We start from the raw sequence: 15561 nt of genomic DNA on the forward strand, positions 1-15561 counted from the left end.
ATGTTTCAAGATGGTTAAATACTGCACCTTGACGCCTGATAAATCTAACGGTAAATTTTGTGCATTTGATAAATAAAATCTATCACCTTGCGAAAAGTAAGGTATAGCAAGGGCTAGAGAAGGATCGGAGTCATGAGTATTAAGCTACAACAGTTAAAACATTTCGTTTTGGTGGTCGAAGAAGGTGGATTTAGAGCGGCATCTCACCGTGCAAATCGATCGCAAGCGGCACTTTCGACTTCGATAAAAGAGTTGGAAAAAATACTCGGCCAACCTCTGTTTGAAACAGGCAACAAATCGACACTGACGCCTTTTGGAGAAATATGTTTGCCCAAGATCATTCAATTTCTGAACGTTTACAAAGCATTAGACAATGACTTACGCGCAGCGGCAGCAGGACAACAAGGAAGAGTTCGAATAGCGAGCGTGCCTTCGGTGGCCGCAAAACTCATCCCTAGTGTTTTAGGGGCATTTTGTGAGCAGTACCCGAATGTAGAAGTGAGTTTGATTGATGATAATGCGGCAGGGGTAGAAGCAAGATTACTCTCTGGCGAGGTGGATGTTGCCCTCGGTAATAGCTCCCATTTAGAAGAAGAGAGCATCGACTTCACGCCTTTGCTTTCTGATCCTATCGGTGTGGTGTGCCTCAAAGATAACCCTATCGCCTCTCAACGGGAAGGAATCGAATGGCAAACCTTGTTAAAGCAGCCCTTCATTCGTAACGGGACTTGCACCCTACTGGACCCAACACCTGCGCGCATGCTCAGCGAACAAGCCCTGTACTCTGTCGAGAACATTACCTCGCTTTTTTCGGTGTTAGAGCTCGGGATAGGCGTGACCACGCTACCTAAGCTGGCTTTCCCAACCAATGAAACCCGCTTGGTGTGGATTCCGCTAATTGACCCACCCTTGCAACGACAAATCGGCATTTTCAGACTGTCTGATCGTACGATCTCGCCACAAGCACAGGCTTTCCATGACTTATGTATTCAATACCTCAGTTATGAAGAGTCATAAGAGAGCCTAGATTAAGTAAATTAGGCAGCGCTCTGCTGCCATTAACTTCCTCAAAACTCGGTGTTTCTTCTCCGCACCATGCTTCTCGCACACCCAGTCCCCCATTTCACTCCTATATCATCAACATTTAGGCGCTGAATTTTCACTCTCGCGCACGCAAATAGTGACAAGCTGACGACAATATAAAAAATATTCGCTTATTGATAAGGAGCGACGTACGTTTAATTTACCAGAAAAACCAGATCTTCCATCATTGCCTCAAACAAGCTTAACCCCTACCAAAATCACACTTCACAACTCAGCTTGTAAATGAACCTAAGTGTTTGAATAGTCTTAATTGATAAGATCATAAGTTGAAAATTTAGCTCGCTACTCCCTTCTAAAAAGACCCTCTTTTTCACAAGGATAAAGCATCTTAAATATTCATGAATAAAGTGATAGAACTATTACTTTCATAAATGAAAAACATTCATTTCAAAAATGGAATTATTGATATCAATATTTGTCGTTTTGATCACATAATTTTAGGCGTAGTTTATATTTTGTCGAAACGAGAGCGAACTAGTTTATATCGTTCTATTTCGTCAGGAGATATAAAACCAGCAAGATTATCTCTTTGTTAACAAGCAAAGTTTTATTAACAAGTAAATGCGAGTAGCAAGACATATTCAAACTGTGTTTTATATGAGCTTACACTGTTAAATATAAGGTTTTATTATGAGGCTTAACGGGATAAGTGGTGACATTCTTGTTGCTGCTAAAAGAGTTGTTCTCTGCCAAGTAGTATTAGCCGTCGGTGTAGTTTTATATGAAGTGTTTTTTGGTAATAAAGTAGATATGGAATCGTCGGCTTTGGGTATCGGAATTGCGATGCTACCTCCGCTGTTTGGTTTTATATATGCAAGCCTAAAGGTGCGCAAGAATCCTAATTATAGTTTACGTGACTTAATGCAAATGAGTCGTGTCGTGAAAATAACTTATACGTTCTTAATGTTTATCTTGGCGTTCCAGTTTTTCAAATTGGATAACCCAGTAATATTGTACGCATATATTCTCACTATGGTTGGGTACTTCTTAACACCATTTATTACTGCCTCTACAAGATCGGAGTACGTGTAGTATGGATCAAGTAACTACCGCTCACGAATACATAGAGCATCACTTAACCTTCTTAACTACAGGTGATGGTTTCTGGGCGTTCAACATCGACTCGATGTTGGTATCTTGGATTACGGGTTTACTGTTTATTGGAGCTTTTCGATACGTAGTGACTAAGGGCACCAGCGGTGTTCCAGGTCGATTTCAATGTTTTATCGAACTGATATTTGATTTTGTAAACAACCTAGTAAAAGAGATTTTTCAAGCGGAGGATAAATTAATAGGGCCACTGGCATTAACCACTTTTGTTTGGGTGTTGTTAATGAACGCGGTCGATTTATTACCAATAGATTTCATACCAGCATTAAGTCGTGCAATGGGTCTAGAACACTTTAGAGATCTACCAACGGCGGACGTAAATATTCCAATGTCGATGGCACTCGGTGTATTTATCTTACTGTTGACTTATACATTTAAAAATAAAGGATTGAAAGGCTTTATCAAAGAGCTTACTACGCAGCCATTTGATAACCCTCTTTTATACCCTGTTAACTTAGTTCTTGAATTAATAACATTAATTTCAAAACCTATATCACTAGGCTTACGATTATTTGGAAACATGTATGCAGGTGAGATGATATTTATTCTGATCGCATTAATGCCATGGTGGATGCAATGGGCACTGAGTGTTCCTTGGGCACTATTCCACATATTAATCGTATTCTTGCAAGCATTTATATTTATGGTACTGACCGTTGTTTATTTAGGTATGGCAACAGAAGAACACCACTAATTAATAACTAAAAAATTTAACTAACAAATTATTTATCGGAGATACAAATGGATATCGTAAGCGCAGTTTTATATGTAGCAGGTGCATTACTGATCGGTTTAGGTGCAGCAGGTGCAGCATCTGGTATTGGTAACTTAGCAGGTAAATACCTTGAAGGTGTTGCGCGTCAACCAGACCTTACTCCAATGCTTCGTACTCAATTCTTCATCATGATGGGTCTTGTGGATGCAGTACCGATGATCGGTGTTGGTATCGGTCTATACATCATCTTCGCCGTGGCTTAATCAAACCGCTTTGAAAGATCGATTTGTAAATAATCAAGATTTAGTGAGGAAGGTATGAACTTAAATGCAAGCATGTTTGGACAAGCAATCTCATTCGTGATTTTTGTTTGGCTCTGCATGAAATATGTATGGCCCCCTCTCACCGCGATGTTAGACGAGCGCCAAAAAGAAATCGCTGATGGTTTACGCCACTCAGAGAACGCTGCGAAAGAGCTAGAACTAGCAAAATCAAATGGCGCGCAACTCATCGAAGATGCAAGAAAAGATGTGACTGAACTGATTGAACAGGGCCGAAAACGCCGCAATGAAATCATCAGCTTAGCGCAACAAGAAGCCGAGCAAGAAAAGGCACGCATCTTAGAACAAGGTAGAGCTGAGCTAGAAGGCGAACGCCAAAAGATACGCCGTGAACTTCAGGCAGATATGGCAGACGCAGTAATTCAAAGTGCACAGAAACTGATTAGCAAAAACCTAGATTCCGCAACGAACCGAGCGCTAGTTGACCAAATGATTAGCGAACTCTAAGGAGAGGCAATATGTCAGATTACACCAATATTGCTCATCCCTACGCCAAAGCATCGTTTGAATTTGCTTTAGGTGAAAACCAGTTACAAGAGTGGCACTCAATGCTGTCCATTCTTGTGGCTGTCGCGGAAGAAGAAACGATCGCTAGTCAGATTTCTTCAGCAGAAGGTGCTTCTACACACCAAACAGAAGAGCTGGCAAACCTCATCATTCATATTTGCCAAGGACTCGTTGATGACCACGTCATTAATCTCATTCGAGTCTTGGCCGAGAACGGCCGCCTTTCTGCTGTAAGAGACCTGTTTGAATTGTACTGCGAGCTAAAGGACGAACATGAACGTGTAGTGCCTGTCACTGTCACCAGTTCAGAAATGCTGACACAAGATCAAGTTACGTCACTAACAGCTGCACTTGAGAAGAAATTAGAGCGTCAGGTTGAAATGAAGCAGGTTATTGATGACACGTTAGTGGGTGGAATGGTCATCAAAGCGGGTGAAACCGTTATCGATGGTTCTTTAAACACATCAATTGACCGATTGGCTCATCAACTTCACGCGAGATAGGTAACAATTATGCAATTAAATTCAAATGAAATCAGCGATCTAATCAAAGAACGCATCTCGAAATTTAATGTGAGCACCGAGGCTCGCAATGAAGGCACTATCGTATCGGTTCGTGATGGCATCATCACAATCAATGGCCTTGCTGATGTTATGCAAGGCGAGATGATTGAGCTACCAGGTGGCAAATACGCACTCGCACTTAACCTCGATACCCACTCAGTAGGTGCGGTGGTTATGGGCCCCTACACTGACCTCTCTGAAGGTATGAAAGTGAAAGGTACAGGTCGTATCTTAGAAGTACCTGTAGGTAACGGACTTCTTGGTCGCGTAGTCAACACATTAGGCGAGCCAATCGATGGCAAAGGCCCAGTGAGTTGTGACCGACTCGACCCTGTAGAAGTGATTGCACCGGGTGTAATCGAACGTAAGTCTGTTGATCAACCTATTCAAACTGGTTATAAAGCGGTTGATACCATGGTGCCAATCGGTCGTGGTCAACGTGAGCTTATCATTGGTGACCGTCAGACGGGTAAAACAGCGTTAGCTATCGATGCGATCATCAATCAGAAAGATTCTGGCATCAAATGTGTGTATGTAGCGATTGGCCAAAAAGCCTCCACTATCGCTAATGTGGTTCGTAAACTCGAAGACCACGATGCGCTAAAAAACACCATCGTAGTCGTGGCATCAGCATCAGAGTCTGCAGCGCTTCAATACCTAGCCCCTTATGCCGGTTGCACTATGGGTGAATACTTCCGTGACCGCGGTGAAGATGCGCTGATCATCTATGATGACCTATCAAAACAAGCCGTTGCTTACCGTCAAATCTCATTGCTATTGAAACGCCCACCGGGTCGTGAAGCCTTCCCTGGCGACGTATTCTACCTTCACTCACGCCTACTAGAACGTGCAGCACGAGTGAATGCTGAGTATGTAGAGAAGTTCACTAACGGTGAAGTGAAAGGCCAAACAGGCTCATTAACGGCGCTTCCTATTATTGAAACTCAGGCGGGTGATGTATCAGCGTTTGTACCAACCAACGTAATCTCAATCACTGATGGTCAGGTTTTCCTTCAAACCCAACTGTTTAACTCAGGCTTACGTCCTGCAGTAGACCCAGGTATCTCGGTATCTCGTGTGGGTGGTGCGGCGCAATGCAAGATCATCAAGAAACTGTCTGGTGGTATCCGTACTTCATTAGCTCAATATCGCGAGCTGGCGGCCTTTGCTCAGTTCTCTTCTGACTTAGATGAGATGACGCGCAAACAGCTAGACCATGGTGAGCGTGTTACCGAATTAATGAAGCAAAAACAATACTCTCCAATGTCAGTCGCTGAGCAAGCAACGGTTATCTACGCAGCAGAGAAAGGCTACTTGGTCGGTGTTGAGCTAAACAACATTGCCCGTTTTGAAGAAGAGCTGATTGCTTATGCCAAAGGTCAGAACCCTGCGTTGTTCGAAAAAATCAACGCGACAGGCGATTACAATGACGAAATCGACGGTGCTCTTAAAGAGATCCTAGAAGGTTTTGTTGGGATGAAAGCTTGGTAAGTGCTCCGGTTTGTTAGCTGGAAATCAAAACAAATAGGAGCAGATTATGGCAAGTACTAAAGAAATTCGCACCAAGATAGCCAGTGTTAGTAACACTCAGAAAATCACTAGCGCAATGGAAATGGTTGCAGCAAGTAAGATGCGCAAGGTTCAAGACAACATGACGCTAACTCGCCCCTACGCCGAGAACATGCGAAAAGTTATCTCTCATGTTGCATCGGGTTCCCTGGAGTACCAGCACCCTTACCTGCAACAGCGTGAACCTAAGCGTGTCGCTTACATCATTATCTCGTCCGATCGCGGCTTGTGTGGTGGCTTGAACTCAAACTTGTTCAAGAAAGTGTTAGAAGAAATGGAGCAATGGCGCACCAAGGGAGTCGAGGTAGAAACAACCTTAGTGGGATCTAAGGCTATCTCGTTCTTCCAACGCGGCGGCAACGTTATTGCACAAACGTCAGGTCTTGGCGATACACCTAAGTTAGAAGACATCTTAGGTACGGTGAATGCGATGCTCGGGCATTACGACGAAGGTAAAATCGATAGCTTGTATCTCGTTTACAACCAGTTCGTCAACACCATGGTTCAAGCGCCAACGACCTTGCAGTTGCTCCCCCACCCTTCGGATTCTGAGGAAGGTGGTGAGCCTAAAAAAGCGCGTCGTTGGGACTACATCTATGAGCAAGCACCCAAAGACATACTCTCAGAACTGTTACATCGATACATCGAATCGCAAGTGTATCAAGGCATTGTTGAGAGCATTGCCTGTGAGCAAGCAGCCCGAATGGTCGCTATGAAAGCGGCGACTGATAACGCAGGCCAACTCATTGATGACTTGCAGTTGGTCTACAACAAGGCGCGTCAGGCTGCCATTACCCAAGAGCTGAGTGAAATAGTCTCAGGTGCCCAAGCTGTCTAGGGCTAGAAAAGACTGGGTCAAGAACAGAATTTGAGGATTTAAGAATGAGTGTTGGAAAAATAGTTAAAGTAATCGGCGCGGTGGTTGACGTCGAGTTCAGCGGCGGCAACAGCCCACGCGTTTATGATGCATTGAAAGTGACTAGCGACGAAGCAAGCTCGTTAGTATTGGAAGTACAACAACAACTGGGTAGCAATATCGTTCGTTGTATTGCAATGGGTACGTCAGATGGCTTACGTCGTGGCCTAACGGTTGAAAACACAGGCTCTCCAATCACGGTTCCTGTCGGCGAAGAAACGCTAGGCCGTATCATGAACGTGCTTGGTCAACCTATCGATGAGTGTGGTGAAATCGGTCAGAAAGAAAACTACGAGATTCACCGTGAAGCCCCTTCTTATGAAGAACAAGCAAACAGCACTGAGCTTCTAGAAACAGGCGTTAAGGTTATCGACCTTATCTGTCCATTCGCTAAGGGTGGTAAAATTGGTCTGTTCGGTGGTGCTGGTGTAGGTAAAACCGTCAACATGATGGAGCTTATCAACAACATCGCCAAAGCCCACTCAGGTCTTTCTGTGTTTACCGGTGTAGGTGAGCGTACTCGTGAAGGTAACGACTTCTACTACGAGATGAAAGAAGCAGGTGTACTAGACAAAGTAGCCATGGTTTACGGTCAAATGAACGAGCCACCGGGAAACCGTCTACGTGTAGCACTTACAGGCCTAACTATGGCTGAGCGCTTCCGTGATGAAGGTCGTGACGTACTGTTGTTCATTGATAACATTTACCGTTACACGCTTGCGGGAACAGAAGTATCAGCTCTGCTAGGTCGTATGCCTTCAGCAGTAGGTTACCAACCAACACTGGCTGAAGAGATGGGCGTACTTCAAGAGCGTATCACGTCAACAAAACAAGGCTCTATCACCTCTATCCAAGCAGTATACGTACCTGCGGATGACTTGACTGACCCATCGCCAGCAACAACCTTTGCTCACTTAGATGCGACCGTTGTACTGTCTCGTAACATCGCGGCACTGGGTCTATACCCTGCGATTGACCCGTTAGATTCAACGTCACGTCAGTTAGATCCGCTGATCGTAGGCCAAGAGCACTACGACATTGCACAAAAAGTACAAACAACGCTGCAACGCTACAAAGAGCTAAAAGACATCATCGCGATTCTTGGTATGGATGAGCTGTCTACTGAAGACAAACAGACCGTATCTCGCGCTCGTAAGATTGAACGTTTCTTAACGCAGCCTTACCACGTAGCCGAAGTGTTTACCGGTCAGAAAGGTGTCTTTGTACCGCTAAGCGAAACACTAAGAGGCTTTAAAGGTCTATTGAGCGGTGAATATGACGATATCCCAGAGCAAGCGTTCTTGTACTGTGGCTCTATCGACGAAGTGCTTAACAAAGCAAAATCACTCTAAGAGGCAGGTGCACCATGGCTATCGGAATTACAGATAATACATTTCAACTTAATATTGTAAGTGCGGAAGGTACGCTGTTTTCAGGTCCAGCGTATGCCCTAGCCGTTTCTGGCGCTGACGGTGAACTGGGGATCCGCCCCGGTCACTCCCCGCTTCTCAGTAAGATCAAACCGGGCGTAACCGTGTTTGTTACAGACCCTAAATCAGAAGGCCAAGTGCTGTATGTCTCTGGTGGGATGCTGGAAGTTCAGCCGGATGTGGTTACGTTATTAGCCGACACGGCCTTGCATGGTAAAGACATTGACCGCGCTCGCGCAGAAGAAGCGAAATATGCCGCTCTAGAGAACATCAACAAGGGCAACATAGACATTAACTTTGCACAAGCTCAGCTAGAACTAGCGAAAGCCGTTGCTCAGTTACGTGCATCAGAGCTAACTTCTTCTCACACAAGACACTGAGAATAAGCGTTATTGGCCGTTAGCTGTGCTAGCAAACAAATACAAAAAAGGCTCACTAACTAGTGAGCCTTTTGATATCTGCGTAACGTAAAACCTAGGTCTAACGTTGCTTGATGTTCAAACGAATAGTTTTAAAAGATTCGTTTTAGAAAAGCAGTTTAGAGCAGTCGTTTAGAACTGTAGTTTAAAAGAACTCAATCGAATTACGGCCGCTTTTGTCATCACGTGTTGGCTTTGGCGTATCCGCTTTCTTTTTCGGTTTCTTCTCTTTTTTCTCTTTCTTTGGTTCAGCCTTTGCGCTTAGCATTTCTGCTTTGCTTTTCTTAGATTCCTTCTTCTTAGAATCCTTTTTAGACTGACCTTTCTTCGCCTTGTTCTCTTTTTTAGGCGTTTCTTTCTTTTTCGGCTTTTCTGATTCTTCTTGTACTGGCTGATCACACACCACTACATAGTATTCTTGGTTGAATTCAAAGAAGTCGCCATCGTACATTTTACGACGCTTACGGGTTTCTAGCTCACCATTTACCGCTACGTAGCCTTCAGAGATGATGTGCTTAGCTTCACCGCCACCACTCACTAGGTTAGCAATTTTAAACACTTTGTAGAGCTCGATTGGCTGTGATGAAACATCAATACCAATTGCTTCAATTTCAATCTCTTCGCCTTCTTCGCCCAGCTCTTGGCCTTCGTAATCAGCGTCTTCGTAATGTTCTTGGTCCATGGTGACCTCTACCTAAATATGTACTTCTGAAATATTGGGCGCAGTGTAATCTTAAAACAACGAAATGACCATGTTGAATTCAACCAGAGCCCATTTGTTTTAAACAAACCCTCTGCGTTATAAAACACCACCAACATTCGAAAGACTCACCAACTGCTTAGTATATTCATGCTGCGGATTACCAAACAAAGTCTCAGTGTCGCCCTTCTCTATTACCTCGCCAGCTTTCATGACGATGGTGTAATGACACAAGGATTTCACGACATTCAGATCATGACTGATAAACAAATAGGTCAGGCCATACTTTTCTTGAAGTGACTTCAGCAAATCCAATACTTGAGCTTGAACGGTTCTGTCCAATGACGATGTTGGTTCATCGAGCAGGATAAACTCTGGCTTTAAAATCAAAGCACGAGCAATCGCAATACGCTGCCTTTGACCGCCAGAAAACTCATTTGGGTAACGGTGACGCGTTTCAGGATCGAGGTCAACCTCTTTCATTACGTCACAGATGCGTTGGTCGAGTTCGTGCTCATCCAATTGTTGATGCACTAACAAACCTTCGCCAATCACCTGAGCGACCGACATTCTCGGGTTTAGCGCAGAAAACGGGTCTTGAAAGACTACTTGCATACGGCTTCTAAACGGAAGCATCTGTTTTCGATCTAAACCTTGAAGCTGTTCACTCGAGTAGGTGATTGACCCTTCACTATCTACCAGCTTAAGTATCGCCATACCGGTCGTCGATTTACCAGAACCACTTTCGCCAACCAAACCGATTGAGTGCCCTTTCTTCAAAGTGAACTCCATGTCGGTCACAGCTTTAACATGAGAAATGGTGCGCTTGAATAAACCGCCCGTGATCGGGAACCAAACACGAAGTTGATTTACATCGAGTAGCGGTTTGCTTTCGGGTGACACAGGAACGGGCAAACCTTTCGGATCAGAGTTAATAAGTTTTTGAGTGTAAGGGTGAGCAGGCGCGTTAAACAGGGTATGACAGTCGTTACTTTCAACCAAGCGACCATCTTTCATTACCGCTACTCTGTCGGCAATCTTACGAACGATACTTAAGTCATGAGTGATAAAAAGCATCGCCATACCGAGCTCTTGTTGCAGGTCTTTTAGAAGGTCGAGGATCTGCGCTTGTACCGATACATCCAATGCGGTTGTCGGTTCATCAGCGATAAGCAGCTCAGGTTCGTTGATCAATGCCATTGCGATCATCACGCGTTGGCGTTCTCCACCAGATAGCTCGTGCGGATAGGCTGAAATCTTTTGCTCAGGATAGCGAATGCCAACCTTGGATAGCCACTCTATCGCTAAGGCTTGCGCTTTGTTGGTTCTCATACCTCGGTGAATCGCGAGGGTTTCAACAAGCTGTTTTCCGACTCTATGAAGCGGATTCAGCGACACCATGGGCTCTTGAAAGATCATGCCGATGCGACCACCACGAATCCCGCGCAGTTGTCTTTCAGAACAACTCAGAATATCGGTGCCAGAGAAGTTAATCTTACCGTTTAAGTAATGTGACGAGCCTTTAGGCAGCAGTTTCAATACTGAATTAGCGGTAACCGATTTGCCTGAACCACTCTCTCCTACCAGAGCAAGTGTCTCACCTTTGTATATTTCTAAAGAGACATCTTGTGTCACTTGCTCTATCGAGTTTTTTCGCCCGAAACCGACAGACAGTTTATCTATGGTCAAAACCGGAGAAGCAGGCGTTGTATTTGAAGTCATAACCTATCCTTACTTCTGTTGATGCGGGTCGAAAGCATCACGCACCGCTTCACCAACGAAGACCAGTAACGTAAGCATCAGTGAAAGCACGACGAAGGCAGAAATGCCAAGCCAAGGCGCTTGTAAGTTAGCTTTACCTTGCGCCAACAACTCGCCTAACGAAGGCGAACCCGCAGGAAGACCAAAGCCCAAGAAGTCTAACGAAGTCAGTGTGGTCACCGAGCCTGAAAGAATAAACGGCATCATGGTTAACGATGCAACCATCGCGTTAGGTAACATGTGACGAAGCATAATACGTTTGTCATCAACACCCATGGCTTGCGCGGCTCGCACATAATCGAAGTTTCGGCAGCGTAAAAATTCCGCTCGCACGATGCCGACTAAACTCATCCAACTAAACAGCACCATAATCCCGAGCAACCACCAGAAATTCGGCTCAATAAAACTCGACAAAATAATCAGCAAGAACAGGGTCGGCATACCAGACCAGACTTCAATGAAGCGTTGTCCGAATAGATCAACCCAGCCACCGTAGTAGCCTTGTGTTGCGCCAACCACGACACCAATCACGCTCGATACAATGGTCAGAATAAAACCAAATAGAACGGAAATACGGAAGCCATAAATGATGCGGGCTAATACATCACGCCCTTTATCATCGGTTCCTAGCCAGTTCACTGAATCTGGCTCCGATGGCACCGCGCCTGAAATATCGAAGTTTATCGTATCGTAGCTAAAAGGAATGATTGGCCACACGATGTAACCGTTGTCTTCAATCAGTTCGATAACATAAGGATCTTTGTAGTCGGCTTCGGTTTCAAACTCACCACCAAATTCGGTCTCGGCGTACTCATTGACAACAGGTACAAACCACTGATTATCATAAGAAACCAAGAGTGGCTTATCGTTGGCGATGATCTCAGCAAACAGGCTCAATCCAAACAAAATGGTAAATATCCAAAGGGAGATAAAACCACGCTTGTTTGCTTTAAAACGTAACCAACGAGCTTCAGCTAAAGGGTTGTTAAACATTTATTATCAATACCTTGTTATTCGTTCGCCATTAACGCGCTTCAAAATCAATTCGAGGATCAACCCAGGTATAAGTCAGGTCGGAGATAATGCTCAGCACCAAGCCAAGCAAGGTCATGATATAGAGAGAACTAAACACCACTGGGTAATCTCGCTGAATAGTCGACTCAAAGCCAAGCAGACCGATGCCTTCGAGTGAAAACATCACTTCAATCAACATAGAACCCGTGAAGAAAATACTAATAAATGCGCTCGGGAAACCGGCAATAATGATCAGCATGGCGTTACGGAAAACGTGCTTGTAGAGAATACTGCTCTCGTCCAAGCCTTTCGCGCGCGCGGTCACCACATATTGCTTATTAATTTCATCAAGGAAGGAGTTTTTGGTCAGCATGCTGAGTGTTGCAAAGCCACCGATGACCATCGCAAAAATAGGCAAAGCTAAGTGCCAGAAATAGTCGCCAATTTGCTGATACCAGTTGAGTTGGTCGAAGTTACTCGACACGAGCCCACGCAATGGGAACCAACTGAAGTAGTTACCACTCGCGAACAAAATAATCAGGATAATCGCAAACAAGAAGCCTGGAACGGCATAGCCAACAATCACCACCGCACTCGACCAAATATCAAACCGAGAACCGTGATGTATCGCCTTCATGATGCCCAAGGGTATCGAGATCACGTAGATGATTAACGTACTCCATAACCCTAAGGAGATGGAAACCGGCAGTCGCTCGATGATCAAATCAATAACGTTGCCGCCTTTAAACAGGCTTTCACCGAAGTTAAAGGTCGCGTAATTTTTCAACATGTCGAAGTAGCGAACATGAATCGGCTTATCAAAACCAAACTGCTTTTTGATCTCTTCTACCACTTCAGGATCAAGCCCGCGAGAGCCTTTATAGCCACTGGCAGATGCTTGGTCACTTTCGCTTAAATCAACTTCTTGTCCACCACCAGAAAAGCGCTCCATGATGCCAGAGTTATGCCCTTCTAATTGAGCAACGGCTTGTTCTACCGGACCTCCAGGGGCAATCTGGATGATGAAAAAGTTGATGGTGATGATCGCCCACAGCGTGGGGATCACCAACAATAAACGTCGAAATATATACGCGGCCATGCTAACTAACTCCTAGCGACGTTTTTCAGGAAGCAAAGCCGCCTTCTCTTCTGAAATCCACCATGTATCGATACCTAAATCGTATTTAGGCAATACATCTGGACGCTCAAACTTATCCCACATTGCTACGCGGTATTCACCGACGTGCCATTGCGGGATGTTGTAGAAATTCCACTGCAATACACGGTCAAGTGAACGACCTAGCGTAAGCAGCTTTTCAGGGTGCTGTTGGTTACGCGCAATTTCTTCTGTTAACGCGTCAACCACTGGATCGATAACACCTGCAGTATTGTAAGTAGAATCAATGTAGTTAGAGTTCCAAACGATCATTAAGTTCGGGCTAGGATAAGGGTTTGCGGAAAATGACGACGAAACCATGTCGAAATCACGATCACGCAAGCGCTTGATGTATTGAGTGGTATCGATGGTACGGATCTTCATCTCAATACCCATGCGCTTAAGGTTCTTTTGAACCGGCGTTGCGATACGTTCCGTGGTTGGGCTGTAAATCAACAACTCAAATGACATCGGCTTGCCAGTCTTTTCGTTGGTCATGACTTTGTCTTTCAGCACCCAACCCGCTTCTTTCAACAATTTGAAAGCGGTACGCATTTGGCTACGAATACGACCGCTACCATCGGTGACGGGTGGTTGGAATTCTTCGGTGAAAACTCGCGGTGGAATCTGATCTTTGTATTGAGACAACAACTCGACTTCCGCTTCGCTTGGTAAGCCTTTCGCTTCATAGTCTGTGTTTTGGAAGTAGCTGCGAGTACGTTTGTACTGACCATAGAACATGTTCTTGTTCATCCACTCAAAGTCCATCGCATAGGTTAACGCTTCACGCACTTTAGGATCCGAGAACACAGGTGATTGAATGTTGAAGACGAAACCTTGAGTCGTTTCAGGCTTCTCGTGGTTGATCTCTTCTTTAATGATGTAGCCTTTATCGAAGTTCGCGCCCGTATAAGAGTTAGCCCAGAACTTAGCCGAATTCTCGGTTCGAAGATCGAACTCCCCTGCTTTGAACGCTTCCAACATTACCGTGTCGTCACGGTAGTAATCGTATTGCACCTGCTTGAAGTTATTGCGGCCAACGTTAACTGGTAGGTCTGCTGCCCAGTAGTTTTCATCTAGACCATAGGTAACACTTTGGCCTGATTTGTAGCTGATGATCTTATAAGGACCACTACCGACTGGTGGCTCACTTAGAGGCTCAGACAGCTTTCTGTCTTTCCAGAAATGTTTCGGCAATACACGAGTGCTTTGCGCGAAGCTAAACAGTTTTTCGCGGTTTGGACTGTTCATTTCAATACGAACAACCAAATCAGAGACCGCTTTTACTGACTTAATCTCTTTGTAATACACACGATACTGAGGCACGCCCTCGGTTGAGAACTTGTCAAAAGTAAAGGCAACATCATGCGCAGTGATAGGCTCGCCATCTTGGAATTTAGCATTTGGGTTGATGTCGATTTCCATCCAAGTGAAATCACTGGAGTAGCGAACCTTTGAAGCGATCAATGGATAGTACGCATCAATCTCGTCACTCGGAGAAAACATCAAGGTATCGTAAATCTCTCCGGTATAACTTGCAGCAACGCCGCGGGAACCGAATCGATTAAAGCTATCGTACGTACCTATGCTGCCATAGGTCACTTTGCCCTGCTTTGGCGCATCAGGATTAACGTAATCGAAGTGAGTGAAATCGGCTGGATATTTTGCTTCACCAAAACCAACCAGTTGTGTGGTTTCAATAACGGTGACAGCAGGAGTTGATTGGGTTTCAGAAGCGTAAGTAACGGAGGGTTGTAAAGCAATAAGCGGCAACATGATTGCACATGACTTCAAATTAAACCTGAAAAACTGAGTGCGTTGCGAGGCTTTGCGTCGAAAAACTGTTCCCATTTGACTCTCCCTTCAAATGTCATGAATTCTATATTCAAGTTGATTTATCGGCTTTGAATGCATGCCGCTAAATCAAGTATAGGTTCAAATCTAACATCATGTAATAACTAATAAAACCATCAGCACTCTATCTCTGACGGTTTATTTACAAATTACTCGTCACCACTCGAAGTTATTGGATGCAGTGAGCTTTGATTGCTTTGGTTCCTTTGATTGAGTTGATTAGCTTGGTGGCGTTGGAAAGCACGGGGGAAGGCAGAAGCACTAAGATTGCTCTAGCCTGAATGACACAAGCCTCAACGGCTAAGATTCCTTTGGTTGGCTTCTAAAGTGAAATTTAGGCTCTAAATAATCAACAAACTATACTTTTACTGGAGTATCCTTGCTGCCTAGGTCTAAATGGAA

The 15561-nt window shown here is 44.7% G+C and carries 15 protein-coding genes; 10 read left to right on the forward strand and 5 right to left on the reverse strand.

Features of this window, described 5'->3' with window-relative positions; all coding sequences use genetic code 11:
* Positions 1-132 precede the first annotated feature (132 nt).
* From AB6E78_RS06360 to AB6E78_RS06405, 10 genes are all read left to right on the forward strand, one after another.
* The gene (locus AB6E78_RS06360) at positions 133-1017 is read left to right on the forward strand and encodes a LysR family transcriptional regulator (protein WP_017060836.1); all 885 of its coding nucleotides are present in this window, start codon (positions 133-135) and stop codon (positions 1015-1017) included.
* A gap of 717 nt (positions 1018-1734) precedes the next feature.
* A complete protein-coding gene (locus AB6E78_RS06365; protein ID WP_017060837.1) occupies positions 1735-2136 on the forward strand; it encodes a hypothetical protein in 402 nt (133 codons plus the stop codon).
* A 1-nt stretch (position 2137) separates the two neighbouring features.
* On the forward strand, positions 2138-2908 hold the full coding sequence (gene atpB, locus AB6E78_RS06370) for a F0F1 ATP synthase subunit A (RefSeq protein WP_017060838.1): 771 nt from the start codon (positions 2138-2140) through the stop codon (positions 2906-2908).
* A gap of 47 nt (positions 2909-2955) precedes the next feature.
* Positions 2956-3192 carry a F0F1 ATP synthase subunit C gene (gene atpE, locus AB6E78_RS06375; RefSeq protein WP_004730405.1) on the forward strand — a complete coding sequence of 79 codons (237 nt, stop codon included), beginning with the start codon at positions 2956-2958 and terminating at the stop codon, positions 3190-3192.
* A 54-nt stretch (positions 3193-3246) separates the two neighbouring features.
* Entirely contained in the window at positions 3247-3717 is a 471-nt protein-coding gene (locus tag AB6E78_RS06380) for a F0F1 ATP synthase subunit B (RefSeq protein ID WP_017068483.1), read from the forward strand.
* An 11-nt stretch (positions 3718-3728) separates the two neighbouring features.
* Positions 3729-4280: a F0F1 ATP synthase subunit delta gene (locus AB6E78_RS06385; RefSeq protein ID WP_372133056.1), complete on the forward strand. Its 552-nt coding sequence runs from the start codon at positions 3729-3731 to the stop codon at positions 4278-4280.
* A gap of 9 nt (positions 4281-4289) precedes the next feature.
* The gene (gene atpA, locus AB6E78_RS06390; protein WP_017060841.1) at positions 4290-5831 is read left to right on the forward strand and encodes a F0F1 ATP synthase subunit alpha; all 1542 of its coding nucleotides are present in this window, start codon (positions 4290-4292) and stop codon (positions 5829-5831) included.
* Positions 5832-5877: 46 nt separating this feature from the next.
* Positions 5878-6747: a F0F1 ATP synthase subunit gamma gene (atpG, locus tag AB6E78_RS06395; RefSeq protein WP_017064727.1), complete on the forward strand. Its 870-nt coding sequence runs from the start codon at positions 5878-5880 to the stop codon at positions 6745-6747.
* Positions 6748-6791: 44 nt separating this feature from the next.
* Entirely contained in the window at positions 6792-8177 is a 1386-nt protein-coding gene (gene atpD / locus AB6E78_RS06400; RefSeq protein WP_017060843.1) for a F0F1 ATP synthase subunit beta, read from the forward strand.
* A 14-nt stretch (positions 8178-8191) separates the two neighbouring features.
* A complete protein-coding gene (locus AB6E78_RS06405) occupies positions 8192-8635 on the forward strand; it encodes a F0F1 ATP synthase subunit epsilon (RefSeq protein ID WP_017060844.1) in 444 nt (147 codons plus the stop codon).
* Positions 8636-8819: 184 nt separating this feature from the next.
* Here AB6E78_RS06405 and AB6E78_RS06410 read toward each other — a convergent pair whose 3' ends face one another.
* From AB6E78_RS06410 to AB6E78_RS06430, 5 genes are all read right to left on the reverse strand, one after another.
* A complete protein-coding gene (locus AB6E78_RS06410) occupies positions 8820-9356 on the reverse strand; it encodes an RNA-binding S4 domain-containing protein (protein ID WP_017064730.1) in 537 nt (178 codons plus the stop codon).
* 117 nt (positions 9357-9473) lie between these two features.
* Positions 9474-11096, reverse strand: coding sequence for a microcin C ABC transporter ATP-binding protein YejF (yejF, locus tag AB6E78_RS06415; RefSeq protein WP_372133059.1), 1623 nt, complete (start codon positions 11094-11096; stop codon positions 9474-9476).
* A gap of 9 nt (positions 11097-11105) precedes the next feature.
* The gene (locus AB6E78_RS06420) at positions 11106-12128 is read right to left on the reverse strand and encodes an ABC transporter permease (RefSeq protein WP_372133062.1); all 1023 of its coding nucleotides are present in this window, start codon (positions 12126-12128) and stop codon (positions 11106-11108) included.
* A 31-nt stretch (positions 12129-12159) separates the two neighbouring features.
* The gene (locus tag AB6E78_RS06425) at positions 12160-13248 is read right to left on the reverse strand and encodes a microcin C ABC transporter permease YejB (protein ID WP_004730359.1); all 1089 of its coding nucleotides are present in this window, start codon (positions 13246-13248) and stop codon (positions 12160-12162) included.
* Between the two features lie 12 nt (positions 13249-13260).
* The gene (locus tag AB6E78_RS06430) at positions 13261-15156 is read right to left on the reverse strand and encodes an extracellular solute-binding protein (RefSeq protein WP_017068488.1); all 1896 of its coding nucleotides are present in this window, start codon (positions 15154-15156) and stop codon (positions 13261-13263) included.
* Between the last annotated feature and the right edge of the window lie 405 nt (positions 15157-15561).

It is taken from the genome of Vibrio sp. 10N.247.310.98 (assembly GCF_041467395.1).
GTDB lineage: Bacteria > Pseudomonadota > Gammaproteobacteria > Enterobacterales > Vibrionaceae > Vibrio > Vibrio crassostreae_C.